This is a genomic window from Rhodococcus sp. NPDC019647 (genome assembly GCF_044389235.1).
GTDB lineage: Bacteria > Actinomycetota > Actinomycetes > Mycobacteriales > Mycobacteriaceae > Rhodococcus_F > Rhodococcus_F oxybenzonivorans.
On sequence record NZ_JBIRXS010000011.1, the window covers coordinates 70,185 to 97,135 of the forward strand.

Annotated in this window: 26 protein-coding genes; 15 read left to right on the plus strand and 11 right to left on the minus strand. The window is 64.1% G+C overall.

All coding sequences use genetic code 11. The annotated features are described in order from the left end of the window. Positions 1-175 precede the first annotated feature (175 nt). Genes ACH49N_RS20435 through ACH49N_RS20450 form a run of 4 tightly spaced genes read right to left on the minus strand, consistent with a single transcriptional unit; the run spans position 176 to position 3,338 of the window. On the minus strand, positions 176-1,243 hold the full coding sequence (locus ACH49N_RS20435; protein WP_397504754.1) for a maleylacetate reductase: 1,068 nt from the start codon (positions 1,241-1,243) through the stop codon (positions 176-178). A gap of 48 nt (positions 1,244-1,291) precedes the next feature. After that, entirely contained in the window at positions 1,292-1,987 is a 696-nt protein-coding gene (locus ACH49N_RS20440) for a GntR family transcriptional regulator (RefSeq protein ID WP_358274270.1), read from the minus strand. Positions 1,988-2,014: 27 nt separating this feature from the next. Beyond that, complete coding sequence (locus ACH49N_RS20445; protein WP_358274271.1) at positions 2,015-2,947, minus strand: NAD(P)-dependent oxidoreductase; 933 nt, start codon at positions 2,945-2,947, stop codon at positions 2,015-2,017. Continuing rightward, on the minus strand, positions 2,940-3,338 hold the full coding sequence (locus ACH49N_RS20450) for a carboxymuconolactone decarboxylase family protein (protein WP_358274273.1): 399 nt from the start codon (positions 3,336-3,338) through the stop codon (positions 2,940-2,942). Before ACH49N_RS20450 ends, ACH49N_RS20445 begins: the two co-directional genes overlap by 8 nt. A 368-nt stretch (positions 3,339-3,706) precedes the next feature. On the opposite strand from ACH49N_RS20450, the gene ACH49N_RS20455 reads away from it, so the two are divergent. The 11 genes from ACH49N_RS20455 (at position 3,707) to ACH49N_RS20505 (ending at position 13,450) form a co-directional block, all read left to right on the plus strand. Next, complete coding sequence (locus ACH49N_RS20455) at positions 3,707-4,903, plus strand: NAD(P)/FAD-dependent oxidoreductase (protein WP_358274275.1); 1,197 nt, start codon at positions 3,707-3,709, stop codon at positions 4,901-4,903. Then, positions 4,900-5,745 (plus strand): SDR family NAD(P)-dependent oxidoreductase, encoded by an 846-nt coding sequence (locus ACH49N_RS20460; protein WP_358274277.1) that lies wholly within the window; start codon positions 4,900-4,902, stop codon positions 5,743-5,745. The genes ACH49N_RS20455 and ACH49N_RS20460 overlap by 4 nt, the downstream gene beginning before the upstream one ends. 45 nt (positions 5,746-5,790) lie before the next feature. Beyond that, positions 5,791-6,987 carry a cytochrome P450 gene (locus ACH49N_RS20465; RefSeq protein ID WP_358274279.1) on the plus strand — a complete coding sequence of 399 codons (1,197 nt, stop codon included), beginning with the start codon at positions 5,791-5,793 and terminating at the stop codon, positions 6,985-6,987. A 4-nt stretch (positions 6,988-6,991) separates the two neighbouring features. Next, positions 6,992-8,014 (plus strand): alpha/beta fold hydrolase, encoded by a 1,023-nt coding sequence (locus ACH49N_RS20470; protein WP_358274281.1) that lies wholly within the window; start codon positions 6,992-6,994, stop codon positions 8,012-8,014. Continuing rightward, positions 8,011-8,796, plus strand: a complete 786-nt coding sequence (locus ACH49N_RS20475; protein ID WP_358274283.1) for an N-acyl homoserine lactonase family protein — start codon at positions 8,011-8,013, stop codon at positions 8,794-8,796. Before ACH49N_RS20470 ends, ACH49N_RS20475 begins: the two co-directional genes overlap by 4 nt. A gap of 5 nt (positions 8,797-8,801) precedes the next feature. Then, positions 8,802-9,185, plus strand: coding sequence for a hypothetical protein (locus ACH49N_RS20480; RefSeq protein WP_358274285.1), 384 nt, complete (start codon positions 8,802-8,804; stop codon positions 9,183-9,185). After that, entirely contained in the window at positions 9,182-9,835 is a 654-nt protein-coding gene (locus ACH49N_RS20485) for a phospholipase (protein WP_358274287.1), read from the plus strand. Before ACH49N_RS20480 ends, ACH49N_RS20485 begins: the two co-directional genes overlap by 4 nt. 3 nt (positions 9,836-9,838) lie before the next feature. Continuing rightward, positions 9,839-10,792, plus strand: a complete 954-nt coding sequence (locus ACH49N_RS20490; protein ID WP_358274289.1) for a ring-cleaving dioxygenase — start codon at positions 9,839-9,841, stop codon at positions 10,790-10,792. 3 nt (positions 10,793-10,795) lie between these two features. Further along, positions 10,796-11,353 (plus strand): HtaA domain-containing protein, encoded by a 558-nt coding sequence (locus ACH49N_RS20495; RefSeq protein ID WP_358274290.1) that lies wholly within the window; start codon positions 10,796-10,798, stop codon positions 11,351-11,353. A 41-nt stretch (positions 11,354-11,394) separates the two neighbouring features. Next, positions 11,395-12,372: a PDR/VanB family oxidoreductase gene (locus ACH49N_RS20500; protein WP_358274291.1), complete on the plus strand. Its 978-nt coding sequence runs from the start codon at positions 11,395-11,397 to the stop codon at positions 12,370-12,372. Positions 12,373-12,436: 64 nt separating this feature from the next. Then, positions 12,437-13,450: an NADP-dependent oxidoreductase gene (locus ACH49N_RS20505; protein ID WP_358274292.1), complete on the plus strand. Its 1,014-nt coding sequence runs from the start codon at positions 12,437-12,439 to the stop codon at positions 13,448-13,450. 93 nt (positions 13,451-13,543) lie between these two features. Here ACH49N_RS20505 and ACH49N_RS20510 read toward each other — a convergent pair whose 3' ends face one another. Continuing rightward, positions 13,544-14,869 (minus strand): MFS transporter, encoded by a 1,326-nt coding sequence (locus tag ACH49N_RS20510; protein WP_358274294.1) that lies wholly within the window; start codon positions 14,867-14,869, stop codon positions 13,544-13,546. 508 nt (positions 14,870-15,377) lie between these two features. Next, entirely contained in the window at positions 15,378-15,968 is a 591-nt protein-coding gene (locus ACH49N_RS20515) for a TetR/AcrR family transcriptional regulator (protein WP_159924348.1), read from the minus strand. A 204-nt stretch (positions 15,969-16,172) separates the two neighbouring features. Between ACH49N_RS20515 and ACH49N_RS20520 the strand changes: the two genes are divergently transcribed. Genes ACH49N_RS20520 through ACH49N_RS20530 form a run of 3 tightly spaced genes read left to right on the plus strand, consistent with a single transcriptional unit; the run spans position 16,173 to position 19,869 of the window. Further along, positions 16,173-17,582 (plus strand): NtaA/DmoA family FMN-dependent monooxygenase, encoded by a 1,410-nt coding sequence (locus ACH49N_RS20520; protein WP_358274297.1) that lies wholly within the window; start codon positions 16,173-16,175, stop codon positions 17,580-17,582. Positions 17,583-17,623: 41 nt separating this feature from the next. Continuing rightward, the gene (locus ACH49N_RS20525) at positions 17,624-19,108 is read left to right on the plus strand and encodes a DHA2 family efflux MFS transporter permease subunit (RefSeq protein ID WP_358274299.1); all 1,485 of its coding nucleotides are present in this window, start codon (positions 17,624-17,626) and stop codon (positions 19,106-19,108) included. A gap of 14 nt (positions 19,109-19,122) precedes the next feature. Continuing rightward, positions 19,123-19,869 (plus strand): NAD(P)-binding domain-containing protein, encoded by a 747-nt coding sequence (locus tag ACH49N_RS20530; protein ID WP_358274300.1) that lies wholly within the window; start codon positions 19,123-19,125, stop codon positions 19,867-19,869. Between the two features lie 139 nt (positions 19,870-20,008). On the opposite strand, the gene ACH49N_RS20535 is transcribed toward ACH49N_RS20530, so the two are convergent. The 4 genes from ACH49N_RS20535 to ACH49N_RS20550 form a co-directional block, all read right to left on the minus strand. Beyond that, positions 20,009-20,566 carry a nuclear transport factor 2 family protein gene (locus ACH49N_RS20535; protein WP_159924342.1) on the minus strand — a complete coding sequence of 186 codons (558 nt, stop codon included), beginning with the start codon at positions 20,564-20,566 and terminating at the stop codon, positions 20,009-20,011. Positions 20,567-20,578: 12 nt separating this feature from the next. Next, positions 20,579-21,694, minus strand: a complete 1,116-nt coding sequence (locus ACH49N_RS20540) for a Zn-dependent alcohol dehydrogenase (protein WP_159924340.1) — start codon at positions 21,692-21,694, stop codon at positions 20,579-20,581. Positions 21,695-21,851: 157 nt separating this feature from the next. Beyond that, complete coding sequence (locus tag ACH49N_RS20545) at positions 21,852-22,586, minus strand: NADPH-dependent F420 reductase (RefSeq protein ID WP_159924338.1); 735 nt, start codon at positions 22,584-22,586, stop codon at positions 21,852-21,854. Positions 22,587-22,678: 92 nt separating this feature from the next. After that, the gene (locus ACH49N_RS20550) at positions 22,679-23,812 is read right to left on the minus strand and encodes an NADH:flavin oxidoreductase (RefSeq protein WP_358274302.1); all 1,134 of its coding nucleotides are present in this window, start codon (positions 23,810-23,812) and stop codon (positions 22,679-22,681) included. Positions 23,813-24,409: 597 nt separating this feature from the next. Between ACH49N_RS20550 and ACH49N_RS20555 the strand changes: the two genes are divergently transcribed. Then, positions 24,410-25,876, plus strand: a complete 1,467-nt coding sequence (locus ACH49N_RS20555; RefSeq protein WP_358274303.1) for an aldehyde dehydrogenase family protein — start codon at positions 24,410-24,412, stop codon at positions 25,874-25,876. 175 nt (positions 25,877-26,051) lie between these two features. On the opposite strand, the gene ACH49N_RS20560 is transcribed toward ACH49N_RS20555, so the two are convergent. After that, complete coding sequence (locus ACH49N_RS20560) at positions 26,052-26,762, minus strand: TetR/AcrR family transcriptional regulator (protein ID WP_358274304.1); 711 nt, start codon at positions 26,760-26,762, stop codon at positions 26,052-26,054. Positions 26,763-26,951 lie beyond the last annotated feature (189 nt).

The following is a 26,951-nucleotide window of genomic DNA, read 5'->3' on the forward strand; positions in this document are numbered from 1 at the left end:
CCGATCGGTTCGGCTAACATCGAATGTAATCTTTGCCATACAAATCGGCAATACCCTGCTGTGAATCAGTTCGCTTGGGGCGCTTGGGATACGCGTGACGGACTGATGTGGCCGGCGGGCACGACGCCGCCACGCCCGCGCTGACCGGGGCGGGATGGCTATCTGATCAGGTTGATCAGCTCGAGCCCGTTCCCATCCAGGCATTTCGGAGGAGCTCGCCCAGTTCCGTGCGGGACACGGGGCGCGGGTTCGAGGCGGGAACTACGGGCAGGATCAGATCGGCGGCCTCGTCGAGGTCGCCCTCGGACAGCCCGACGTCGCGTAGCGCGGTGGGCGCCTCAACAGTTTTCAGCAGGGCACGCAGGCCGTCCACTGCGTCGGTCGCACCGAGTGCGGCTGCCGTCCGTGTTGCCGCGGCCTGCGCATAGGGTGCGTTGAAGGCCAGGACGTGGGGCAGGACGATGGTGTGCGTTTGGGCGTGGGGCAGGTCGAACCGACCGCCGAGCACGTGGCAGATCTTGTGGTGCAGACCCGATCCCGCGCTGGCGAAGGCGACCGCAGCGAGATAGGCGCCGTAGAGTGCGTGCTCGCGTCCGGCGAGGGATTCGGGTCGGTCGGCAACCTCGGGAAGGGCATCGGCGAGGGCGCGGATCGCCTCGGTGGCGAGCGCGGTGTTGATCGGATTCGCGCGCGGCGCCCAGAGTGAGTCGACGCAGTGCGCGAGGGCGTTGCAGGCGCTGGCGACACTGAGCTCACGTGGGAGAGATCGGGTGAGTTCCGCGTCGTAGACGACGGTGTGGGGAAGGACGCGGTCGTCCTGGCCGGTCGTCTTGCGGGCTGCCTCGGTGATTCCCCAGACATTCGTCGCTTCCGAGCCTGCGTAGGTGGTCGGGACGGCAATGATCGGCAACCCGGTGGTCAAGGCGACGGCTTTGGCCAGTCCGGTCGTGGACCCGCCGCCGATGCTGATGAGCAGATCGGCACCGTGCTCTCGGGCGATGCTGCGAGCCTGTTCGGCTTGCGCGACGGGCACGTGGGGGCGCACGTCGTCGAATCGCACCGCGACATCGAGGTCGCCAAGGACTGCGTCGGCGAGCGACCGATCGCCTCGAGCGGCCACGACCATGGGCGTGGATGCGCTCAAATCATAGGTCGCCGAACGCAAATGGTTCGCAGCCTGGCCCGAACCGAACATCACGCGCTGACCCAGGGTGCGGTGGTCGAATATCGGTATCTCGTTCATGAGGTTTCCTCGCGGACTCGTCGCCGGCCGAATGGGCCGACGGTATGTTCACTGGTCGGATTCGAGGGCGGCGAGCGCTGTGGTGGCGGCGGTACGCACGTGGGCCACGCACAGTGCGGCGGCGCGTGAGGCGTCGCGTTCCTTGATCGCCCGGACGACGCCGCGCAACTCGGCGACCGCCTGCTCGGAGCGACCGGATGTGGACAATGACGTCGCCCGCAGGATCCGGACTCGTGCCTGAATGCCCTCGATGAGCTGCTTGAGCGAGCTGCTGGCAGCACCTTCGACGAGGACGGTGTAGAACTCGTCCTTGGCCGCGAGGATGCTACGGATCTCCCCGCCGGCGGCGGTCACCTCGGCGAAGTGTTCCACCGCCGCATCGAGCCGCATGACTTGGGACGGGGTGGCTCGTTCGACGAACCGGGTCACGATGATCGATTCGAGTGCGGCACGAACCTCGTAGAGATCGGCGGCTTCACTGACCGTGGGCGCGCTCACCATGGCGCCGCGCTGGGGCACCACGGTAACCAGGCCCTCGGATGTCAATTCCCGCAGTGCTTCTCGGACGGTGGTGCGTGAGACGCCGAGTTGCTCGATGAGTTCTCGCTCGATCAACCGTTGCCCTGGGCGGAGCCGGAAGTCGAGGATTGCTTCACGCAGCGCCGCGATGACCTGCTCCCGAAGAGGGGCGGCCGCCTTCCCCACCGGACTCGTTGCCCAGACACCGGCCGTCTTCGTCGCCATCGGATCAGTGTACTTTTTGTACGTTGGTCATACAATTTCCGGGGTTGCCGACTCTTCGACCCACCGGGCGATCTCGGTGTGGTCCGCCCCGGAATCGAGCGTCTCCGACGCTTGGCTCCACAGTGAGACCGCGTGCTCGCCGAGGAGGCTGGGCTGGCCGAGCTGCCGCGCCAAATCGGTGGCAATGCGCATATCTTTGAGCATCAGGTTCAGCGCGAAGCCGGAATCGTACGTCTTCGGCACAATGAAGTTCGGCCACTTGTTCTCGGTCGATCCGCTCCGTCCGCTCGAGCCGTTGATGACGGTGAGCATGACTTCCGGGTCGAGACCGAATCGTTCCCCCACGAGGATCGCCTCGCTGGTCACCATCAGATGAGTAGCCGAGAGCAGGTTGTTGAGCGCCTTCAGCGCGTGTCCGGCGCCGATATCGCCGACGCGGACGGGTCGGCCCAGAAGTTCCAGGATCGGCAGCGCAGCGGAGACAACGGACAGCGTGCCGCCGACCATGATGGTCAGAGTGCCGTTGACGGCACCTTTCACTCCGCCGGAAACCGGGGCGTCGATCAGGTCCACGCCCCGTTCGTCGGCGATGCGCCGGGCGAGTGCCCGGGTGCGCATCGGCTCGGACGAGCTCATGTCGACCACGACCGCACCGGGCCGTAGCGCCGCGGCGAGTCCGTCGTCGAGGACCGACTCCACCACTGCAGAGCTCGGCAGCATCAGGATTGTCACGTCGGCGTCCGACGCGGCCGCGGCTGCCGAGTCCGCCGCCATGCCGCCGTGTTCCGTAAAGCGTTGCACCGCTTTCTCGGACAGATCGAAGCCGATCACTCGGTGGCCTGCCTCGAGTAGGCGGCCCGCCATGGGGGCGCCCATGTTTCCGAGCCCCACGAACGCGACCGTGGCGGTCGACGACAGGTCACGAGTCTGCAGATCAACACCGGCAGCAGTGTCAGACATCGGCGCGCAGCTCCTTCAGGGTCGCCTCGGCGATGCGGAAGGATTCGAGTGCGGCAGGAACACCCACGTACACCGCGGCCTGGAGGAGAACCTCCTGAATCTCTTCGTCGGTGCAGCCGTTGGTCACTGCCCCACGCACGTGCACCGCGAGTTCGTGAGAACGGTTGAGGGCGGTCAGCATAGCCAGGTTGAGCAGGCTGCGGGTCCGGGGAGGCAGTCCGTCGCGGGTCCACACGGTGCCCCAGCAGTACTCGGTGACGAGTTCCTGGATGGGACGGGAGAACTCGGTGACGTTGCTCAGAGAGCGCTCGACATGCTCGGCTCCGAGGACCGCCTTGCGCATGGCAATGCCATCTTCGTAGGTCTCCTTGTGCGTCCGACTGGTGGTCATGGATTACTCACTCTCGTTCAGATTGTATGACGATAGTTGCGATAGCGCTGCAGACTTTGCTGATCGCCCCGTGACCAGGCATGCAGTAAACCGGAGAATCGGCTCACCCGGTCGAGTCAAGGCCGTAGTCCCGACGCGGCTGCCTAACATCGGCCCACGTGGTGCGCCTTTCGGTGTCACCACTTCAGTCTCCCCCCAGAACTAGACTCATGTCAAGTATTGCGGTGACTCGCGTCACTCGGTACGGTAGCTTCAACACGGCGGATTGTCGTACATATTTCCTCCGCGGGCTCACCACGATGCGTCGCATCGTCGCCGGATACGAGCGGAACACCAGGCTTCCCACTGCAGAAGAAACGGAAGAAGACATGACTGAACAGACGGTGCTCATCGCAGGCGCCGGCCCGGTCGGGATTCTCAATGCCCTGGGACTCGCGCGGGCGGGAATCTCCGTCACCGTGCTCGAGCGGGGCAGCGAGGTAGTGCAATCACCGCGCGCCATGGTTTATCACTGGTCCGTGCTCGACGGACTCGAGCGACTCGGGCTGTTCGACGCGGCCGCCGCTCGGGGGTTCCTCAAACAGGGGTACACCTACCGTGTCCATGCCACCGGCGAGCAGGTGTCCTTCGGACTCGACGCACTCGAGGGCAGGGTTGCGCACCCCTACAACCTGCATCTCGGGCAGAACGCTCTCGTCGAACTTGCACTCGAGGAGCTTTCGGCGTTTCCGCACGCGAAGGTGTTGTGGAACACCGAGGTTCACTCAGTTGATCAAGATGACAACGTTGTGCGGGTGAGGACCATCTCGGACGGCGATCCCCTTGTCTTGACCGCACAGTGGCTGATCGGCGCCGACGGGGCACGCAGCACGGTCCGTGAGTCGGTCGGTATCGCATTCGACGGGCACACCTGGCCCGAGCGGTTCGTGGCCACCAACATTCGCATCGATCTCGAAGCTCACGGCTGGCCCCTGACGACCATGCTGATCGACGATCGGTACGGAGCGATCATCTCCAAGATCGACAACACCAACCTCTGGCGGTTCACCTACTGCGAAGACGAGGCATTACCGGCCGAGACGGTGCTCGACCGCATGCCCGAGTACTTCGGAGCCGTCTTTCCCGGCATCGACGACATCGAGCTGGTCGCCTTCTCCCCTTATCGGATGCATCAACGCGCCGCCGCCACATTCCGTGCCGGCAGGGTGCTCCTCGCGGGCGATGCCGCCCACGCCACGAACCCCACCGGTGGCCTGGGGCTGACATCCGGGTTGTTCGACACGTACGTCCTCTACGAGGCTTTGGCCGCGGTGATCGACGGTCGAGTGTCCGACGAGGTGCTCGACGAGTACGCCCGCCTTCGCCGGGAAGTGTTCGTCGACAAGGTCAGTCCCGCAGCGTCGGCGAACAAGAAGCTCGTCTACCACTCCGGGAAAGGTGCGGCGCTCGACGAGGCGATGGCCGGGCTGCGGCAACTGTCCTCCGACCCCGACGCCTTGTTCGCGCGGTTGATGTTCCCCAAGTCCTTGGAGACGCCGTCTTTGGTTGCGGAGGTGCACGCATGAAGGTTTTGAATGATCGGGTGGCGGTCGTGACGGGCGCAGCGAGCGGGATCGGGCTTGCCCTGGCGCGGCGCCTGGGCGCCGAGGGAATGCACCTCGTGCTCGCCGATGTGGATTCAGACGCCCTCGAACACGCCACAGCCCTGGTACGGGCCGACGGTGCGGAAGCCATCGGAGTGCGCACTGATGTTCGCAAGCTCGATGCCGTGCAGGAGTTGGCCGCGCGCACGATCGAGCGGTTCGGTGCGGTGCATCTGGTGTGCAACAACGCCGGTGTCGAGACCGGTGGATCCTTTCTGGAGATCCCCGACGGTGCGTGGCAATGGGTGATGGACGTCAACTTCTACGGTGTACTCCACGGCTGCCGGGTGTTCCTTCCGCTCCTGGCCCAACATCCACAGGCACATATCGTCAACACCGCCTCGGTCGCCGCATTCACCAGCGGCACAGCAACGATGACCCCGTACTGTGTGTCCAAATCGGCCATCCTGAGCCTGACGGAATCCTTGGCCGTCGAACTGCATACCGCGGGCAGCACTGTGGGGATCTCGCTGCTCGCACCCGGCCCGGTGAAGACCCGGATGCCCGATGCGGAGCGGAACATGCCCGATGGCCTCGAACCCGCCCGCGAACCACATCGAGTCGCGCTCATGGAGGAACTGCGGACCAAGGCCCAGCAGGTGGGACTCGAGCCGGCCGAGGTCGCCGACATGACTGTGCAAGCGATCCGGGACAACCAGTTCTTCGTGCTGCCGCATCGCGAGATGGCACTTGCGGGTGTACGCCGGCGTCTGCAGTGGATGGAGACCGGCGAGCTGCCGGCACCCCGCAAGGCTGGTACCTGAGGCCGTCCCGGCCCGCGTCCCCACCATTCTGAGAACCGAGGACCCATGACTACTGCCGTAACCCATGCTCCGAGCTCGGATTACGACCCGTTCGATGCCGAAGTCTTGCAGGATGTCCATGTGCATGACGGTCTCCTGCGTGAGGTCGCGCCTGTCGTGCACATCGACAAGTACGACTTCTACGCGGTGACCCGCCACGCCGAAATTCAGAAGGCGCTGCGTGACTGGCGCACGTTTTCCTCGACGGATCGTCCGTTCTACCAGCCGAACCCGTTCCGGCCCAATGCACCACTGATGCAGGACCCTCCCGATCACACGCAGACCAAGTCGGTGATGATGCGAATCTTCTCCAAGGAGAACATGGCGAAGATGCAGGCGTACTTCACCGAATCGGCCTCACATCTGGTGAACGAACTTCTCAGCGGTGGTGTGGTGGACCTCGACGGATACCGCGACGTTGCCGCCCGGTACGTGCTGCAGGTCTTCCCCGATGTTCTCGGATTGCCCACGGAGGGCAGGGAACTGCTGTTGAAGTTCGGTGATGCGGTGTTCAACGCGTTCGGCCCACAGAACGAGCATCACCACGCCAAGATGCGCAGCGGGGCCCCGGCACTCGCATGGGTCGAAGAAAATATGAAGCGGGAACTGCAGAGCGACGGCGGAATAGGCTGGCAGCTCTACGCTGCCGCGGACGAGGGTGTGATCACCGAGACCGAGGCCGAACAGCTTCTCAAAGCCGTTTTCGGTGCCGGCTTCGACACCACGATCTTCGGGATCTCCGGCATGTTGCGGGCGTTCGCCGACAATCCGGAGCAGTGGCAGTTGCTGCGTGCCCGGCCTGATCTGGTCGAGTCCGCGTTCGAGGAGGCGCTGCGCCTTTACCCGCCGTCCCGATTCGGTGGCCGGGTCGCGCTCCGGGACACCGAACTCGGCGGAATCACCATCCCCGCCGGAACCAAGCTGCTGCTGATGTGGCTCGGCGCCGGACGGGATCCCCGCAAGTGGACCGACCCGGACCAGTTCCGGATCGACCGCCACGACGCCGGAAGCCACCTGTCCTTCGGCTTCGGCATCCACACCTGCGCCGGGCAGGCCGTCGCACGGTTGGAAGCGAAAAGCCTGCTGAGCGCGTTGGTTGACCGTGTCGAGCGGATCGAACTCACCGGTGAGCCCCGCCGCGCGATCAACTTCCAGGCGTTCGGGCACGAATCGATTCCGATCCGCCTCGTTCCGGCCGGTTGAGCCGATGACCGCCACCACACAATCGGTGCACTCGGCCCCACATCGCAGCACACCCGCCGCGTGGTTGCGGCGTGGGGAGTTCTGGGTGCATACCGGCACCGGCACCACACGGTGTGCCTCGTACGTCCGCTGGGAAGCGCCCGGAACCGAAACCGGTGAGCTGCCGGTCGTGCTCGTGCACGGCGGTGGTGGACAGTCGCTCGACTGGACCACCACACCGAATGGTGAACCCGGATGGGCGCCGTTACTCGTAGAGGCCGGTCACCCGGTGTATCTACCGGATCGCCCTGCCCATGGCCGCTCCCCCTACCGTCCTGAAGTTCACGGCGACCTGATGCCGGCGGCAACACCCGCCGACGTGCAACGATTGTTCGCTCCAGGACCGAACGACAGCCGGCACCGGACGCACACCGAGTGGCCGTGGACGCGGGAATCGGGGACCACTCAGTTCGACGCTCTCGCATCCGCAGTGCAGCCCCCTCCACGAAGCCTTGCCAATGGGCACCGGCTCGACGGTGACATGCTCGTCGCGCTACTCGAGCGCATCGGACCGGCCGTGGTGATCACCCATTCCGCCGGCGCACCCGCCGGCTGGATCGCCACGCAGCGCCGGCCAAACCTGGTCGCAGCCCTGGTGGCCGTCGAACCTCTCGGTCCGTCCTTCCGCGACCTCGGAGACCGGGGCCGACTCGCGTATGGATTGACCGCGGTCCCGCTCGACGACCGATACCGCACCGACTCGGTCGATCCGGCGCGACCGCAGCGACTACTCGGACTCGCCTCGACACCGATCGCCGTGGTAACCGCCGATGCCTCGGGCCGTCATGACGACGATCTCGCCACGGTGACGTTCTTGAAGGCCGCGGGCGTCCGCGTCGAGCACCTCGTACTCGCCGATCTCGGGTTGCCGGGCCACGGGCACGGCCTCATCTTCGAGCGCGGCCACGATCGCACACTGTCGATCGTCCGGGACTGGTTGTCCACCAGTATCACTCGTCACACCCCTCCTGCCGAAGGACTGTCATGACCGTATCCACCGCACTGCGCATGTGGGCGCTCGACGCACCGACAATGGATCTCGATGCCGGAGATCTGGTCGTCGGCGCCGAAGGCATGATCACCTTTCCACTCCCGGCGTTCCTGATCGAACATCAGCGTGGACTCATCCTCTTCGACACCAGTTTCTCGCCGGTGCTTAACGACGACCCGCGCGCCTACTTCGGAGACCTGGCCGAGACCCTCAATATCGTCACGAACCCGGAACAACGCATCGACCGTCAACTCGGAAAGCTGGGCTTCCGCACCGAGGACGTCACCCACGTCGTGCTCTCGCACACCCACTCCGACCACGCCGGCGGCCTGTACCTGTTTCCGCAGGCGAAGTTTTTCGTCGGCCCTGGAGAGTTCGATTGGGCGGCCGACCCGAGCGCCATGCAAGCCCATCTCATGCGGCCCGACGACCTGGCACCGACCCGTGAGTTCGACTGGACGACGATCCGGACGGCACAGCACGATCTGCTCGGCGACGGGTCCGTCCAGATCCTGCACACGCCCGGCCACACCCCGGGAGAGCTGTCCTGCGTGGTGAACCTGCCCTCGCAGTCCATCGTTCTGACCGGCGACACCGTCCACCTGCGAGAAGGTCTCGACCGAGAGGCACCCGACCCTCACGACTGGGATCCGGTTGCCGGGCGCGAGAGCATCCGCGCCCTCAAACGACTGCGCGACGACGAAGGTGCCCGGATCTGGATCGCGCACGACCCCCAGGACTGGTCCGCATTCGGTGGGCCACTCGTCGCCCAGGAGTGACCCGAATGATCCTCGTCGATTACCGCTGTGGCGCGTGCGCCGTCACCACCGAAACGCTCACCTGCACCCCTGTCCCGCCACACCGGCTATGCCCGCGCTGCGGGGGCGACGCGCACCGCCGCTACGGCGCTGCCGGACTCACCGGACGCGCCACCGCACCGGCCGCCGGCAGTACCGCGTGTGTCGACAACCCTGATGTCCCCGGACTCTGCCACGTCGGCCCGGCCGCCAAACGCACCCTCATCGCACGTCACCGCGGCGACACCGACACGCTCGCGCGCGAGCAACAGCGGCAACGCGCGGAGTACGAACGGTCCGGACCTCCGGATTCGGGCCAGATCCGCGGCCACAACCACTCGGCACCCACACAAAGCGGAGTGGTCTCATGACATCGAATCCTCATCTGCACGGCGACCTGCTGCCGCACGGAGTCCGTGACCTGGGGCAGGCACCGCTGGTGGTGTATGCCGTGCACGGTCGAGGTCAACAGCCGGGGTTCATGGCGGAGGTCGCGAACAGGATCGACAGTCCGGAAACGGCGTACCTGCTGCCCAGCGCGGACGGCAGCAGCTGGTATCCCGAAAGCTTCCTGAAGCCGCACGAAGACAACGAACCGTTCCTCGGCCACGCCCTCGACGCCGTCGACACCCACCTGTCCCGGATCTCGGACCAGGGAGTGCCTGCAGAACGCACCGTGCTCATGGGTTTCTCGCAAGGGGCGTGCCTGCTTGCGGAGTACCTGCTACGTACCGGTCGCCGCTTCGCCGGTGCGGCCCTGCTCACCGGCGGCTACCTCGGCCCCGAGGAGAAGTCCTGGTCCGCGGGCGGTAAGTCCTTCGACGGGATGCCGGTGCTGCTGGCCACGTCGGCGCGCGACGAATTCGTGCCATTGGCAAGGGTGCATGCCACCACCGAATCGTTCGTCGAACTCGGTGCCTCGGTACGCCTGCATGTCGACGACGACCCCGAGCACCGCGTCAACGACGACGTCATCGATCACACCCGAAAACTGTTCGACACCATCACCAAAAGGAGATAACCCATGGCCTACGTAGAAGGCTCGCACCATGTCACCCTGTCCGTCGGCAAGGCCCAGGACGACGTCGATTTCCACGTGAAAACCCTCGGCATGCGCTTCATCAAGCGGACCGTCCTCTTCGACGGCAGCAAGCCGATCTACCACCTGTACTACTCCAACGCCACCGGCGATCCGTCCTCGGTGGTCACCACCTTCCCCTGGGCGCAGGCCGGACTCTACGGCAAGCGTGGAACCAACCAGGCCCGCGAAGTACTGCTGTCGGTTCCGGCCGGCTCACTCGACTACTGGCACGGCCGCCTCACCGAGCACAAGGTCGACGTCGACAACCTCGATGTCTTCGACCGGCGCCGACTCGCCTTCCGGCACCCCAGCGGCATCGAGTACCAGTTCGTCGAGAACGACAACGACGAGCGCGAGGGGTACGCCGGCAACGGTGTGCCGCAGCAGTATGCAATCCACGGCATCCACGGCGTCGGCATCCACGTCACCACCCCGGAACGGATGGTCGATTTCGCCAACGACACCTTCTTCTCCCAAGGCAAGATCGCCGAGGAAGGCGACCGGGCAACCTTCCAGGTCGGTAACGCCAAGTACGGCAACCACATCGAACTGACCGCGAACATCAGCGAGGACCAGGGAACCTGGCATTACGGTTCGGGCACCTACCACCACTTCGCGTGGAACCTCGACACCCTCGCCAATCAGGACGAGGTGAAGTTCGGGATGGAAGGGGCCGGGTACACGGACATCTCCGAGCTGAAGGACCGTAAGTACTTCAAGAGTGTCTACGTGCGGACGCCCGGTGGAGCCCTGTTCGAGCTCGCCGTCACCCACGAGGACGGCGGCTGGACGTGTGACGAATCGCCGCAGGAACTCGGCAGCAAGTTCATGCTGCCGAACCAGTTCGAGAACCGTCGCGGCGAGATTTTCGAACAGCTCGAGCACATCGAGATATAGATCGTGACCCGAACACTGGCGTCGGCCGCTGCCTCCATGCAGACAGCGGCCGGCCCCGGCCACCCCCCAGCCGGGCTCACCTGGGGTGTCAAACAGAGTTTCCTCCGCTACCTGTCGGGCTTGCCCGACGGTGGGTACGCTGCTTCCGGCGGTGCCTACCTCAGCGAGAGCAGTTTCTTCACCTTCCCCCCACACACCGACGAGCAGACAGGTGCGGGTGAACTCCGGTTCCGCGGGGCAATTCACCTCAGTGGCCACGCCGGCCTACTGCAGGTTCTCATTACCGATCCACGCCTGATCCTGCGTGATACCGGCGCCCTCCTCACGGTCGCGAACCGCATCGATGCACCGGAGGGTTCCGAGCGAATCCCTCTCGCCGAACTCGCGATCAACGATTCCTACAGCACACAGCAAGGCCTGGTACTGCCCTTGATCACTGCCGAACTCACCGCAGCAGGATGCGACCTCTTCGGTGGCCACTACCCGGCCGGTGAACCCCTCGACCCCATCTTCGTATTCGCTCCTCAGCCCAATCTCCGCAGCACCTGGCAGCGGCACTGACCACGCATAGCAACTCGGAGGACCCTCCTATGCACTCAATAATGACCGCTTCCGACTCCGACGCTCATGACACAGAACGCCGCCTGGAACTGACGGTGGCAGGAAAAGAGGTGGTGGCGGAAGGTGTCGTCCGCCTGACCCTCACGTCACCGGACGGTGCTCCGCTGCCTGGGTGGACACCGGGCGCTCATCTCGACCTCGTTCTCGGTGACGGACTCGTGCGGCAATACTCGTTGTGTGGTGATCCCGCCGACCGCACCCGCTATCGGGTGGCAGTGCTTCGCGAACCAGACAGTCGAGGTGGTTCCCGTTACATCCACGACACCCTCACCGTCGGCGATGCCGTGGTGGTTCGCGGCCCTCGCAACCACTTCCCGCTCACCGATGCGAAGGAATACGTGTTCGTCGCTGGTGGCATCGGTATCACCCCCTTGATACCGATGCTGGCCACGGCGGCAGCACGCGAAGTCCCGTTCCGCCTGGTCTACGGCGGTCGGACCCGGTCCTCGATGGCGTTCGTCGACGAGCTGCGGGAGCTCTATTCGGACCGCGTCGAGGTAATCCCTCAGAATGAATTAGGGCATCTTGATCTCGCCACGGTCATCGGTGACCAACGTGACGGTGTCGCGGTGTTCACCTGCGGACCGGGACCGATGCTCGATGCGATCGACAAACACTGCAGTGCATGGACTCCCGGAGCACTGCACATGGAGCGATTCCGAGCCAAGGAGTTGCCGGCCGGCACCGTGGATACGGAATTTACTGTCGAGTTGGCGCAGACCGGTGTGACGGTAACCGTGCCCACCGACCGATCGATTCTCGACGTCGTCGAAGAGGCCGGTGTGACCGTTCTGTCCTCGTGTCGCGAGGGCACCTGTGGCACCTGCGAGACCCCGATCCTCGAGGGTGAGGCCGACCATCGGGATTCGTTGCTCACTCACGAGGAGAAAGACGCCAACGAGACGATGTTCATCTGCGTCTCACGCTCCTGCTCGAAGCGGATCGTCCTCGATCTCTGACGCCCCGCCGGAAATCGGCGCGCTGAACCTGACACCACACGAAAAGATTACTGGAGGACTTGCCGTGAAGAATGAAAGTTGGATCGTGGACCGGGCGTCGACCGGCACATACGATCCCAGCTGTTTTCGCCTGATCGAAGGCCCGATCCCCGCCGCTCCAGAGGGCAAGATCGTGGTCCGAACGCTGCTGATGTCACTCGACCCGACGAATCTCAATTGGCTCAAACTCGATCCTCAACTGCAGGCGATACCGTTCGGTGTCGGAGATCCGATGATCGGTGTTTCCATCGGTGTCGTCATCGAATCCCGCGCGCCTTCCCACGCCGTCGGTGACGTCGTGACGGGAATGTGGGGTTGGCGACGATTCGACGTCGTCGATCCCCTCTTCGTGCGTCCCGCAAAATCTGCTACGGAAATGTCGTTCGAGCAACAATTGGCGATCTTCTCGCACGTCGGGCGCGCGGCAGCAGGCGGCATGACTCTCATCGGTGAAGTGAAGCCGACCGATGCGGTGTTGGTGTCCGGTGCCGCCGGGGCCACTGGCTCGTTGGCCGCCCAAATCGCGAAGGCGCAGGGCTGCCGAGTGGTCGGCATCGCCGGTGGACCGGACAAGTGTGAGTTCCTTCTGGAAGAGTTGAAACTCGACGGTGCAATCGACTACAAGAAGGAAGATCTTCGCGAGGCTATCCACCGGCACTTTCCGGACGGTATCGACCTGTTCTTCGATAACGTGGGCGGAGAAGGAATCGACGCCGTCCTGACAAACATGGCAGTAGGATGCCGGATTGTTGTGTGCGGGGCCATGTCCCAGTACGACATCAGCGAAAAGTCCGATCTGTATGGCGTAAAGAACCTCCCGATGCTCATCTTCCGCAGCGCACGCCTTCAAGGTTTCGTTGCAGATTTCGGTCCACGCAACCAAATCGTAGACGAACTGCTCGACGACCTTGCACAGCGCGGACAGTTGGTTGCGCGGACCCATGTTATCGACGGCTTCGAGAAGATTCCCGACGCGTTGACTCTCCTACTCAACGGGAAGAACCAAGGAAAACTGGTGGCGCAAGTTTCTTTCGACTGACACACGGGATGATCGCCGGCCGACCAAAGCCGTCACCACAGTCCGGCCGCACCGCCAGACAGGTCGGTACCGCGCAACTTCCCAGACCACCCTTTACGCCGGTGTCGCTTCCTTCTGTGCACTGGTCGAGGGGTCGCGTCGACTGGTTCGGTGGCCTCTCGGGGCGGTCAGACCGAACACCAGAATCGAGAGTGCTGCAATTACCAGCGAAGCCGCGCCGATAGCAGTCGCCCACATGTAGCTGCCTGTGCTGTCACGAACGAAGCTGAACACGTAGGGGAAGGCGACACCCGAGACCCCGCTGAATGCGAGGGCGGTGGCGTACAGCGTTCCGAAGTTGCGCCGGCCGTACTCCTTGAGCAGGAAGTATGCGCCGAAGTCCGCCTCCGCGCCCTGACTGGACGCCACTAGCATGACGGCGACTGCCGTCAGGAAGACCGGGAGGGTTCCTACTGCCGTCATCGCCAAGGACCCCAGGGCAGCAATCAGCAAGAACGATACTGCCACTGCAATCTTTCGTCGGGGAAACAGGTCGAGTAGTGTCCCGGCGCTGAGCCGGCCGATGATTGTTCCCACGCTGTACAGCGTGGTCATCGTCGTCGCGACCGCCAGGCTCGCTCCCCCATCGAGCAGGATCGGTTGCAAGTTCGCCAAATAGGCGGAGGTTGCGGCGGTCACTGCGACGATACTGAACGAGAAGATCCAGTACCGGGGCGTGCGAAGCACCTGTTTCACGCTCGCCTCGGACTCGAGTGCATCCGCCGAAGCCTCATCGGAAACTGTCGAGAAGTCCTGCTCCCGGTCGCGAGGACGTTCCTGAATACCGAAGATCACGGCCGGCAGTGAGATCAGCAGCGCAAATCCGGCAAGTACCAGATAGCCCGCCTGCCACCCCGCGCTGTAGATAACCACGGTCACCAACGGTATTGCGATCAGCGGCATTACAGCCGAACCGGTTCCGACCAGACCGAAAGCCTTTCCAGCTCCCTTGTCGAACCAGACGGTCACCGCACGATTGAATGGGACCATGTACGCGAACGAACCCATGATTCCGATGCCCACAGCCAACCCGTAGAACGTAAGTTTGCTGACCGGCAACGTTGCAAACAAGATCAGCAGCACCGCGTATGCGACGACTCCCGTCGAGATCGTTCGTCGAGCGCCCCATCGATCGGATGCCCTACCCGCAAGCGGCCCACAGGCCGTGAGCAGCATCAGGACAATCGGCGACACCAGCACCTCGCTGGTACTCCAACCCGTCGCTTGCATCGTCGGCTTGACGAATACACTCGCAGTAATAAGGAAGAGAACCGAGGCAGACCCATACCCGACGAAGGCGGAGGCGACCGTGCGGCCGCCGCGTCTCCATTCCGTCGCCTCGGTGGTCGGCACGGACTGAGAATCGCTGGTTGAACTCATTTGTCCTCACATCACATAGTTTTCGTAGGAATGTGTTGGTAGCGCTCTAGGTCGCGTTCTTCCACTACAGCTGCGTACGCCTACGGCAGCGACCAAATACTGGGCAGGAGAGATGAATACCCGAGCCGCCATCCGTCGTGGCGAAGCGATTCACACAACCGCTCTCGACCATCCTGGTATCCAGTTTCACGATCTCACGCTCCCTCGGGCGGGAACTACACCCGCATGCGAAGTAACTGAACAACCAACTAGTCTTCCTGTCAAGCCCCCACTATGATCGAAGGACCAACGCGAACGCGACGCGGGCGTTGCGGGAGCGAGCGCTATCCCCGAAGCAGCGACATGCGCCCTACGCACTCGACGGCCTGCGCGGGTCGAGCACTTTCTCAACTTTCGGCCGCGCAAGAACTTGCAGTGTGCTACGCCGATAACGGTTTTCGCTGCTCGAATGCCACGCGATCACGCACGCCTTGCGCCGCCGGTTCGGATCCGCCCCGAACCTCAGTGATCATGGAGTCTCGTTCGCTGATGCGTATCCGTCTCTGATCAACGCCCGGAGGTGCGATTGAGACGACTCATCTGCCAGCGACGAACCTCTGGCCCAGCTCAAGGCCAGCGCGGTCAGGAAGAGGTCACGCGCTCGAAGCCAGCGTGGCGCCTTTCCGTCGCGCTGTGCCGCCTCGAGGAACTGACCGGTCAGATCGATGAAGCCGGAGCAGCTGACCGCGAGGGGATTGTGTTCGGTGAGGAAAGCACTGCGCAGCGGCCCGGGCAGGCCCTCGAACGCCCCGAAGAAGTCTTCGAGCGCGCCCATCCATTGCTCCAGGGCCGCGCCACTGTCGACGAGCTGTTCGATCCGATGCTTCTCGGACACGATCTGGCTCTCGCGCTTGCTCAGCACCTCGGCGAGTAGCGCATCACGCGTCGGAAAATGGCGGTAGAGGGTTGCCGACCCGACCCCGGCGTCACGTGCCACCGCTTCCAGCGAGGTGCCTACCCCCTCCTCGGTGAAGCGTTTTTCCGCCGACTCCAGAATTCCTGATCGGTTCCGTTCGAAATCCGCCCGCGATCGACGACCTCGCGTCTCACCACTCGCCATGTTCCACCTCGAGCTCTCACCAGAACGCCGCACTCACGACGCCGATTTGCTAAATGGGGTGGTCCCCCGTTTATTATATGGGGGCAGCCCCCGCTTCAGTAGCGTACCTCGCCACTCCAGCCGCCGAGCAGGACCGTCCCCTGTGCTGCAGCCGCTACTTCACGGCATCGACAGCGTCGACGACGACACGAAAGAGAGCACCGCGTGACACCTCACGAGGCATCCACCGAGACTGAATCTCCGGCAATTTCCGCTGACCCGCGAGCCGACGGTTCGAGCAACATGCTGCTGTGCCTGCAGCTGACCAGCGGCTACGGAGCTCAGCCTGGCTCATGGCGGGCGCCCGGGGCGAACCCCTCCAGCTACACGGATATGGACCAGTTCGTGCGGTATGCCCAGGCGGCCGAGCGCGGCAAGATCGAGCTGCTGTTCTTCGCCGACACCCCTGCGCTGGATGTGAACCTCGAGCACGAGGCTCCTCACTTCGCGATCGACCCACTGCTTGTCTTGACCGCGATCGCCCGGGAGACCGAACGGATCGGCCTGGTCACCACCTCCTCCACGACCTTCAACGAGCCCTACAACCTGGCCCGCCAGTTCAAGGCACTCGACGTGATCAGCCACGGCCGGGCCGGATGGAACGCAGTCACCACCTCCAACGCCGCTGCCGCGGCGAACTTCGGCCGCTCGGTTCCTCCACGCACGGAGAAGTACCAGCGCGCCGACGAGGTCATCCAGGCGGTACAGGCGCTGTGGGGGAGCTGGGAGCGGGACGCCTGGGTGCATGACGTCACCGGCAAACGGTTCGCCGACATGAGCAAAATCCAGCCGATCAACATGCGGGGCCGCCACGTCGCCTCGCGTGGACCGCTGCCCATCCCGCCGTCCGAGCAGGGCCAGCCCGTCGTCTTCCAGGCCGGCGGCGGCGGGCACGGGCTGGAATTGGCCGCCCGCTACGCCAGCGGTGTCTACGCCAATCCCTTCACCATCGAAGAGGGGCAGGCACACCGTGCTGCGCTGCGCCGGGCAGCCGAACGCGTCGGCCGGAACCCCGACGAGGTGAAACTGTTCGCCGGCTTCATGCCGAGCGTCGCGCCCACCCGCCGGGCGGCCCTGGACCGGCGGCGTCGGCTGGACGAGTCGGTCGATCTGGCCCAGCGTGTGACCTACCTCGGCGCGATGATCGGGCTGCGCCTGAGCCCGGGTCAGCTCGATGAGCCGCTCACCGCCCGCCAGCTCGCCGACGCAACCCCCAACCCAGCGGATCCGCGCTCTGCCCGCGCCCTGGAGGTCGCGCACGAAGGCTGGTCCCTCCGAGACGTCCTCGCCCACGGGGTCATCGACTACCACCCGGTCGTGTCCGGCACCGCCGCCGACGTGGCCGACCACATGCAGCGGTGGTTCGAGGCCGGAGCCTGCGATGGCTTCTCCCTGGCCATCGACGTCTACCACGACGGCATCGACGCGTTCGTCGACGAGGTCGTCCCACTGCTGCAGCGCCGCGGCCTATTCCACAAGGACTACGAGGGATCCACCCTGCGCGACCACCTGGGCGCGCCCGCCCAGTACGGGCTCGACCCACGCCTCGCCGGCACGGCCCTCGTATCCCGCTGACCACTCACCTCCGACCCATCCTGCCCAGACAGAGAGCACCCATGACCAAGACCACCCACGACACACTCCCGGACACACCGCCCGCGACCGTCACAGCTCCCGCATCCCGCACCCACCCCGAGGAACGCCTGGCACCAGGGAGCACGCTGGTCATCGGATTGCTGATGGTGTCGGCGTTCATCGTCCTCCTCAACGAGATGCTGCTGGGCGTGGCACTTCCCACCCTGATCCTCGATTTCGGCATCACCCCGAGCGCCGGGCAGTGGGTCACAACGGGCTACATGCTGACTCTGGCCGTCCTCATTCCGGCCACCGGGTACGTGATGCGGCGGTTCCACCTGCGCACGATTTTCCTCGGTGCGCTGTCACTGTTCACCGCCGGGACGGCAATCGCCGCCCTGGCACCAGGCTTCGAGGTCCTGCTCGCCGGACGCATCGTGCAGGCAGCCGGGACCGCGGTCTTCATGCCACTGTTGATGACCACGACGATGCGCCTCGTACCCGCCGGTCGCCGCGGCCAGACCATGGCTCTGGTCACCGGCCTGACCGCCGTGGCACCGGCTGTCGGTCCCGCGGTCTCCGGTGTCGTGCTGTCCCAGCTGAGCTGGCGGTGGCTCTTCCTTCTCGTCCTGCCGATCACCCTGGCAGCGCTGGCACTCGGGGCGATGAAACTCCGCAACATCACCACCCCGGAACCGGTCACGCTCGACGTCTCGTCATTGCTGCTGTCGGCCATCGGATTCGGGTCCCTCGTCTACGGCCTGGCCTCGATCGGTGAGGCCGTCTCGGGCCACTCACCCCTCCCGCCCTACCTCCCGATCACCGTCGGGCTCGCCGGCGTCGCGGCGTTCGTATACCGGCAGATCGTCCTGCAACGTGACCGCGACCCGCTCCTCGACATGCGAATCTTCAGCACCAGATCGTTCACCCTGCCTCTACTGGTCATGGTCATCGTCGCACTCAACGGTTTCGGCACGCTGATCGTCCTGCCCCTCGTGTTGACCCACGTCGTCGGACTGAGCACCTTCGCGATCGGTCTCTTCCTGGTCCCCGGCGGGGCCCTCATCTCGATCGTCTCCGGTCTCGGCGGGCGGATATACGACCGCTTCGGCCCACGACCACTGGCGATTCCCGGCGCGGTCGTCTGGACGGCGGCACTCTGGTTCCTCAGCCGCATGGACGAGCACACGAGTGTGGCCACACTTCTGGTGACCTACCTCGTCATCTCTGCTTCGCAAGCCTTGATGTGGGCGCCGATGACGACGACCGCGTTGGCATCTCTGCGTGCCGATCTCTACCCACACGGCACCGCAGCCTTCACCACCGTCCAACAGCTCGCCGGGGCCGCCGGGGGTGCCGTACTCATCTCCGCCTACACGATCGGAACCAAGGATGCGGGCACACTCAGCATGGCCCAATCCGTGTCCGCCGCCCAGGCCGCCTTCACCACCGCCGCAATCATCGCCCTCGGCGCCGTCCTCGGCGTTCTCTTCGTCCGCAGATCACCCGTTCGCAGCGAGAAATAACAAAGGAGTCCTTTATGAAGATAGGCATTATCGGAGTCGGACATATCGGCAAGACCCTGAGCCGGAAGTTGGGTGCCGCCGGACACGACGTGAAGGTGGCCAACTCCCGCGGTCCACAAACGATCGACGCAGAGGTTCTTGTCACGGGTGCGCGTGCAGCTTCCGCGGCCGACGCGGTGAAGGATGTGGACGTCGTCATCCTGTCCATCCCACTGAACCGTCTTCCGGAGGTAGCGCCGCTGATCGCCACCGTGCCCGCCGATACAGTCGTCATCGACACGTCGAACTACTATCCGGCCCGTGATTCCACGATCGATGCCATCGAAGCCGGCCAAGTCGAAAGCCTCTGGGCTGCCGCGCAACTCGGTCGCCCGATCGTCAAGGCATGGAACGCCATCGGTTCCGGTTCACTCGCCGGGAAGGGCATGCCCGCCGGCACCGCGGGCCGTATCGCCATCCCGGTCGCGGCCGACGACGACAGGGAACGCGCAGTGGGCATGGCCTTGGTCGACGACACCGGATTCGACGGGTTCGACGCGGGAACACTCGCGGAATCATGGCGCCAGCAGCCCGGCGCACCCGCCTACTGCACAGACCTCACCATTGAAGAGTTGCCAGCCGCACTGGCGGCGGCCGAGGCCGCGAGATTGCCGGTGCGGCGCGACCTGGCAGTCGCCGCCTTCGCCGAAAGGGTCGGCGACGGGACAACCAATCCGGACCCGGAATTCGGTGTGCGCGTGAGCCGTGCCCTGTTCATGTGACTGATGTCGACCTACTTCGCCAGCAACGAAGTAGGTCGACATTCGGGGCGCACACTCACCGCGGCGGAAGCCGATCTGCCGCCGACATCAAGGCGCCGGCGGGATCACCGGCAGGATGATGCGCCCTCACGGGGCCGATTCACCACTCAGTCTCGTAGATGGCGTCATTCGGGAAGAGGTCTCCCACCCGCGCAGTCTCCGGAATACCTCCGAACACTGCTGCGAACGCGTTGGCGGAGGGGAATTGTGCAGTATGGTCGAAGATCACCGTGCGGCGCAGCACCCGCCACTCCCCACTGCGGCGCTCACACAGATCCCTGTAGCGTCCGCCCATGACGTCAGTCGGTTCGCCATCCGGCTTGACCATTACATATACGACCGAGCTCTCTCGCTTGGCGAAGTCCCCGTCGAGTTCGATGATCACATTGGTGATGTAGTGGTGAGACTTGTGACGCGTCGATTTCTGGTTCTCATACGACCACTCGCAGAATTCATGTGCGGATCCCACGAACATGCCGTGGTTGTCGGTCGCCTCGGGCCAGAACGTCGCTTTCATAGCATCGAGTTCTTTGCGATCCTGGCCGCGACAGTACATTGCCAGGTTCTCGTATAGTTTCTGCTTCGCGATGAGATCTGCGATCTCATCGGAGGTGCTGGCTGAACCGGGGTGGTCAACCTCTGGATAGGCATTGGACATACATTGCTCCTTTCAGGCATTCCGCGCGGGAAAGGTGATGACCGTGCGGGCGAGGCTGTTACGCTCCATTTCCTCGTAAGCCTCATTGATCTCGTCGAGCGCAATCGTCCGTGACACGAGATCGTCCAGATTCAGCCGACCACCGAGATACAGATCCACATACATGGGAATGTCCCGGTAGAAGTTCGAGGACCCGAGCCAGAGCCCTCGCACTCCTTGCTGCCGCGGCAGCAGCCCGCTCTCGGCGGGAGATGGACGAAGGACCAGTTCGGCGCCCGGAGACATACCACCTACCAAGTAGGCCGTACCGCCGAATCCGAGGGTGGACATTGCGGTCTCTGCCACCGCGGGAACACCGATCATCACGAAGGCATGATCGACGCCGCCGCCGGCGGTGATCTCGAGGACGGAGTCGACCACGTCGGCCTGTGAGGAGTCGATGACGTCGGTGGCGCCGAATTGTGTGGCCAGTGCCAGCTTCTCGGCTTGGATATCGACGCCGATGATCCGGGACGCACCGGCGAGGCGCGCTGCCTGGATTGCGTTGAGTCCGACCCCGCCACAGCCGAACACTGCGATGGTCTGCCCGGGCGTAACCTTCGCCGCATTGAATACCGCTCCGCCGCCGGTCACCACGGCACATCCGATGACCGCGGCCTTCTCGAATGGCATTGCGGGGTCGATCGTGACCAATTGATTCTCATGGATCAGCGCCTGCTCCGCGAAGCCGCCGAGACCCTGCAACTGCCCCAGGGGCCCCAACTCGTCCTGGAGGCGCGGTGCGGCCTCGGGAGCACGATCCAGCGCACCGGCATTGGCACATGCATTCAGATTGCCGCCGAGACACGCCACGCATCGCCCACAGGGCTGGAGCGCCGCTGCGACAACGTGGTCGCCGACTTTGATTCGGGAGACGTCGGGCCCTACCGCCGAGACCACACCCGCGATCTCATGTCCCAGCACGATCGGCATGTCCACGCCCATTCCGGTATGGGCGACCGTGATATCGCTATGGCACAGACCTGAGGCACGGACCTCTACGAGGACTTCCCGGCCGACCGGCTCTGCGACGGTAACGTCACAGACCTCGAACTTATCGCCGACTTGCCTTGTCACCGCTGCTCGCACGGATTACTCCCTATGTCATGAGTGCCCAACCGGGCCCCGAGTGATGCAAACCACTTTAATTGTTTGTCGAACAACTAGCCATGTCAAGCAGTCGGTCGAATCGGCCCTCCACCGCAGGCGACGAGATACGCGCTCACCACCGGCATCGCAGCTTCCCTTACAGATAGACCGCTCTGGAGAGGCGCAATAGGTCCTCGTTCGACGGAGTACCCTCGATCGCCTTCATTCTTGCGACCATCTCTTCACGCTTCGAGGCCGACGCCTCTCGATCGGCCGACGCAAGCGCGCCTTCCAACTCGGCTGCGGAGAGATCTGTGCAGTAGGCGGGCGTGCCGGGTTGCTGACGCCACGACTGGTTGATCGTCCCTGCATCCACGGCATCGAACCCGGTCAGATCGACAAACTGCATTGCTACTGATTTCGACCGCGTGTCGTCGCCGGCAACGGCCAGCGCGATCCTGCCTCGGGTACCCGACTCTGCACCCTTGGTCGCGAAACTTCCGGCCAGGATATTGTTCCAAGCTTTGACGACCGGTCGCCCGAGCTGTTCAGCCACCCATTCACTTTCGACCTGCCCGTTCTCCACCGCGGTGATGGTGCCGTCTCGGAAGGGGAAGTAATTGGAGGTGTCGATGATCACCGCCTCGGCTGGTGCCACTGAAATTGCAGCACGAAGAGAGGGGACGCGGGCGAAGGGGACCGACGTGATCACCACGTCGGCGCCGCGTGCCGCATCTGCGGCATACACAGCCCTCGCTCCCGCGGCGACGGCGACATCACGGATCGTCTCCGGGTTTCGCGAGTTCGCCAGTAAGACTTCGTGACCACCCGCGGAGAGCCGCCCAGCGATCGTGCTACCGATCTTCCCGGCTCCCAAGATCCCGACAATCATGATTTCTCCATTACTGAGTTGGTACACGGATGCGAAGAGGGGACGACTATTTGATCCTGATCAGCCCAGGCAGTCGTCGCCGGCGGCACACCTCAAGAGGACTTCTCGAACGGGATGATCCTCGCCGTGTCACCGGACTGCATCTTGTTCACCCACTCCGGATCCGCCAACAGGGACCGGCCGAGCGCGAGCAGGTCGAACTCGTCGCGTTCGAACTGTTCGATCACGTACCGCAGCCGCAGACGCGGGTCATTCCCGTCGGCGCCGTCATCGCCGATGAACATATGGTCGACTCCCACCGAACCCACCATGATCACCGGAAGTCCCGTGATCTTCTTTACCCAGCCCGCCAGACCGAGACGGCCTTCCGTCGAGCCGTCTTCCGGGAAGGCAGGTAGCCAGTGCCGGCGGGTCGAGGGATGGAAAACATCGACTCCGGCCGCGGCCAGCGGGCTCAGCATCTGCTCCAACTCGGTGGGCGTAGTTGCGATGGCGGCGTCGTACGCGCCGACCTTCCACTGCGAGAACCGATAGGCGATGGGGAAGTCCGGTCCCACCGCGGCGCGAACCGCGGAGACGACCTCGACGGGAAACTTGACGCGGTTCACGAGGCTCCCCCCGTATCCGTCGGTGCGCTGGTTGGTGCGAGCCCAGAGGAAATTGTCCAGCACCATCCCGTGCCCGCCGTGGATCTCGACACCATCGAACCCGAGCTCAGACGCCAACGTCGCCGATTCGACGTAGGAGGCAATGATCGCATCGAGATCGGCGGTGGTCAGCTCGCGGCCGACCGGTTCGCCGTCGATACCGATAGCAGAGGGGCTGACGGTGGCGAGTTGGGGCTCGAACTGTGACTCATGTCCGCGCATAGCACCCATGTGCATGAGCTGGCTGACGATGGCCGCCCCTTCGCTGTGCACCGCTTCCACTACTTCGCGCCATCCCACTGCACTCGCCGGGCCGTACATGTGGGGCATGCCCGCGCTGTTGCCGGCCGCGGGTCCTCGCACGAGGGTGCCCTCGGTGATGATCAATCCCACTCCCCCGGCCGCTCGCCGACGGTAATACTCCACATTCTCGGCGTTCGGGATCCCTCCGGGCGAGTTCTCCCGTGTCATCGGCGCCATCACGAACCGATTGCGCAGGGTCAGCGATGATGCGACGAATCCGGTGTACAACGGCTCCAATACTGAAACCTGCGCATCGAGAGCGCTCTGTTCTGCCATTGTCTCGTTCTTTCTGTTTCGGCCCTCGTCGTGGGGCATATGACACTCTTTGCCGGCTCGGCGGCTGGGGCATGCCTCGGGAGAGAAGATCGGCAACGCCGTGGGTGGATATCCGGCTGCACGCATGCCCGGGATCGGAAGCTCTCCGGACATGTCCGACCTTCTCGTGACGCGCATGATCCCTCGCACTCGGATCCCCGCGGACCGCGGCCGGTTCGGTCGGATGTGGAGAGATGAACTGGCCGAAGTCAGGACATCACGCAATTAGTAGCTTGTCAACGAACAATCTTTTTACAGGGGTCGGCTCGTATCTCGACCGGAACAAGATGGAGTGTCGACGCCCTACTTCGGCAGCCGAACTAGAAGTCGCGAAAACGCGCTGTTGACACGTGGTTACTAGTTGGTTGACAATCAATGTGGTAGCGATCACCATTGGCTGCGAGAAACTTCGAGCCGTACCCGACAGTCGGTGTAAGGGGCGGATCATCGGACCCATGACGAGTGACGAGTCACGGGAAGCCATGCCCGAATCGGCGATCTGTGTGCCGTAGCGCGCATGCTCGTCGTCAGCGGCAGTGCCAATCAACAGGAGACTTCATGAACAACCCGGCCCCCCTCACCTCGCGTGACACGCTCTACATCGCGGGCATGTGGAGCGAAGACAGCGATCGTGCGTGGATCGAGGTCGAGAATCCGGTGACAGAGGACGTCATCGGGCGGGTCCCCTCCGCCACAAACGCCGACGTCGATCGTGCCGTTACCGCCGCTGTGGATCTGCACCGGCGAGGCGGCTGGCGCGATATCGGTATCAGCGAACGGGCGAAGGCGCTCAGTGCACTAGCCGACGGAATCGAACGGCGCGCGTCCGACTTCGAAGCGCTGTACACCCTGGACCAGGGCGGACTGGCCGCCTTTGCGAACTTCACCGCCGCAGCCGCCGCTGCCATCTTTCGCGACACGGCATCACTTGCACAACAGATAGATCTCGGTCCCACCCGGCGCGACACCACCACCGGCTCTGTGTACGTAAGCCGCGAACCCGTGGGCCCGGTCGCAGCCATCGTGCCGTGGAACGCGCCGTTGGTACTGGCCGCCGTCAAGATCGCGCCGGCCCTGCTGGCGGGCTGTCCTGTCATCGTCAAGATTTCTCCCGAGACCCCGCTCGTGTCATTCGTATTGGCGGAGGTATTCGCTGAAGCAGGCCTCCCGGAAGGATTGATCTCCTTCCTGCCCGGCGGACGCGACCTGGGTCGCTATCTGATCTCACGGCCCGGCATCGGGCACATCTCCTTCACCGGCAGCACCGCGGCCGGCCAGCAAGTGATGGCTACCGCCGCCGAACGAATGACCCGGGTCACGCTCGAGCTGGGTGGGAAGTCGGCCGCACTCGTCCTCGACGATGCCGAGCCCGAGCAGTTCGCGCCGCTACTGGCCGCCGGATGCACGGTTCAGTCAGGCCAGGTATGCACGACGCAGAGCCGTCTGCTGGTACCGGCCCGAAATGGGAAGCAATGGCTCGACGCGTTGACCCAGGCGTTCGACAACCTGCCTGTGGGCGATCCCGCCGACCCTTCCACCGCCGTAGGTCCCCTCGTCTCCCGCGCACAGTTGGATCGAGTCGAGTCGTTCGTCGAGACCGCCCGACAGGAAGGTGCCACCGTCTTGACCGGCGGCGGTAAGCCGGCGGGCGCTCTATTCGAGCACGGTTACTGGTATCTGCCGACTCTCCTGACCGGCACGAATTCGACCATGCAGGTCAACCGGGAAGAGGTGTTCGGGCCCGTCATCACCGTCGAGACCTACGAGGATCTCGATGCCGGTATCGAGGCGGTCAATGACACCGAGTTCGGACTGAGCAACGGAATCTACACATCCGATATCGACAGAGCGCTATCCATCGCACCTCGTCTGGAGAGTGGAGCTGTGGCGATCAACTCCGCCGGCCCCAACGTCACCGCACCATTCGGTGGTCTCAAGATGTCCGGACTCGGACGCGAGGGCGGAATCGAAGGCGTCGAAGCATTCCTCGAAACGAAGCAAGTGAACCTGCCCGCATCGTCGTGAGGCCCGTCAGGCTCCACTGATGCGCCCGTGGGTGTAGTCCGAAGTCGGTGTGAGCGCACGCCGTTGTCCCAGTAGCGTTCTGGCTTGTGCAGGATCAGCCGGCTACATCTATGGGGAACGGCGTGCGCGGCGTCCGTTGCTGGGTGTCGAAAGCACCGAAACCCGTTCTTCGGGCCTATACCTCAGACTTCGCCGACCGCCCAGCACGGCGACCGGTCTTGACAGGCCGGTTAGCCGACGTAGTCGATTTGGTCCGCCGCGACCGGCCCCGACTGAGATTCTCCATGCACTGCTCCAGGAAGAGCGTGAGTACGCTCTCCGGATCGACGCCCTCCGGATCGAGCTGCCACAGGTAGCCGACTCCGCGCATTTGCGCGATTATCATCGACGCCTGCTGCTCCGGCTCGACCTTCGGATCGATCGAGCCGTCCTCGATTCCGGCGCTGACAATCGACGCGATACGTGAATGCAGGTCTCGGTGCATGTCCGTGATCCGTCCACGGAGATCCGGGACCGGCCGGAGAGCTTCGAACATCAATGCGTACATCACTGCCAGCGACCACGGATCACGCTTGTATGCGTTCCGGATATTGACGATGAATGTCCGCAGAGTTTCGAGGCCGGACTGCCCGTCATGGGTTGGCAACGCCGTCTCGATGTCCCAGTGTTGCTCGATCTCGTCGACGAGCGCTTCGAGGAGCTTGGCCTTGGAGCCGAACCTGGCAGTCGCGAGACTCCGGCTGTACCCGGCCCGTTCCCCGACGGTCGCTAACGTCATCGTCTGATAGCCGCCTTCGACCACAAGGTCACCCGCCGCACGGATGATCAGGCGTGTCGAGCGTTCGGATCGGACCTGGTGGCCGTTCTGCTCGCTGGATTTTTCCACACTTCAATCATAGTTGACCGACCAGCACGCAGTCCTGTGGGCGACCCGAACGTGTACGCACGGGCGCTCGTCCTAGGCCGGGTCCGGGGGTCACTCCGGCCAGCGGCCACGACGCTCGTGCTGCCCGCGACTTCCTCTTCCGTCGCTGGCTTGCCCACCCCAGGTCATCCTGGTGTGGGTCGACTCCGC

Excerpts from the sequence above, each read along its gene's own strand:
- ACH49N_RS20535 (WP_159924342.1), bottom strand. The coding sequence starts at position 20,566 with ATGTCCAATGCCTATCCAGAGGTTGACCACCCCGGTTCAGCCAGCACC.
- ACH49N_RS20435 (WP_397504754.1), bottom strand. The coding sequence starts at position 1,243 with ATGAACGAGATACCGATATTCGACCACCGCACCCTGGGTCAGCGCGTG.
- ACH49N_RS20500 (WP_358274291.1), top strand. The coding sequence starts at position 11,395 with ATGACCGCTTCCGACTCCGACGCTCATGACACAGAACGCCGCCTGGAA.
- ACH49N_RS20550 (WP_358274302.1), bottom strand. The coding sequence starts at position 23,812 with ATGGCAGAACAGAGCGCTCTCGATGCGCAGGTTTCAGTATTGGAGCCG.
- ACH49N_RS20545 (WP_159924338.1), bottom strand. The coding sequence starts at position 22,586 with ATGATTGTCGGGATCTTGGGAGCCGGGAAGATCGGTAGCACGATCGCT.
- ACH49N_RS20480 (WP_358274285.1), top strand. The coding sequence starts at position 8,802 with ATGATCCTCGTCGATTACCGCTGTGGCGCGTGCGCCGTCACCACCGAA.
- ACH49N_RS20465 (WP_358274279.1), top strand. The coding sequence starts at position 5,791 with ATGACTACTGCCGTAACCCATGCTCCGAGCTCGGATTACGACCCGTTC.
- ACH49N_RS20455 (WP_358274275.1), top strand. The coding sequence starts at position 3,707 with ATGACTGAACAGACGGTGCTCATCGCAGGCGCCGGCCCGGTCGGGATT.
- ACH49N_RS20525 (WP_358274299.1), top strand. The coding sequence starts at position 17,624 with ATGACCAAGACCACCCACGACACACTCCCGGACACACCGCCCGCGACC.
- ACH49N_RS20445 (WP_358274271.1), bottom strand. The coding sequence starts at position 2,947 with ATGTCTGACACTGCTGCCGGTGTTGATCTGCAGACTCGTGACCTGTCG.
- ACH49N_RS20450 (WP_358274273.1), bottom strand. The coding sequence starts at position 3,338 with ATGACCACCAGTCGGACGCACAAGGAGACCTACGAAGATGGCATTGCC.
- ACH49N_RS20475 (WP_358274283.1), top strand. The coding sequence starts at position 8,011 with ATGACCGTATCCACCGCACTGCGCATGTGGGCGCTCGACGCACCGACA.
- ACH49N_RS20555 (WP_358274303.1), top strand. The coding sequence starts at position 24,410 with ATGAACAACCCGGCCCCCCTCACCTCGCGTGACACGCTCTACATCGCG.
- ACH49N_RS20470 (WP_358274281.1), top strand. The coding sequence starts at position 6,992 with ATGACCGCCACCACACAATCGGTGCACTCGGCCCCACATCGCAGCACA.
- ACH49N_RS20530 (WP_358274300.1), top strand. The coding sequence starts at position 19,123 with ATGAAGATAGGCATTATCGGAGTCGGACATATCGGCAAGACCCTGAGC.
- ACH49N_RS20440 (WP_358274270.1), bottom strand. The coding sequence starts at position 1,987 with ATGGCGACGAAGACGGCCGGTGTCTGGGCAACGAGTCCGGTGGGGAAG.
- ACH49N_RS20460 (WP_358274277.1), top strand. The coding sequence starts at position 4,900 with ATGAAGGTTTTGAATGATCGGGTGGCGGTCGTGACGGGCGCAGCGAGC.
- ACH49N_RS20510 (WP_358274294.1), bottom strand. The coding sequence starts at position 14,869 with ATGAGTTCAACCAGCGATTCTCAGTCCGTGCCGACCACCGAGGCGACG.
- ACH49N_RS20515 (WP_159924348.1), bottom strand. The coding sequence starts at position 15,968 with ATGGCGAGTGGTGAGACGCGAGGTCGTCGATCGCGGGCGGATTTCGAA.
- ACH49N_RS20490 (WP_358274289.1), top strand. The coding sequence starts at position 9,839 with ATGGCCTACGTAGAAGGCTCGCACCATGTCACCCTGTCCGTCGGCAAG.
- ACH49N_RS20485 (WP_358274287.1), top strand. The coding sequence starts at position 9,182 with ATGACATCGAATCCTCATCTGCACGGCGACCTGCTGCCGCACGGAGTC.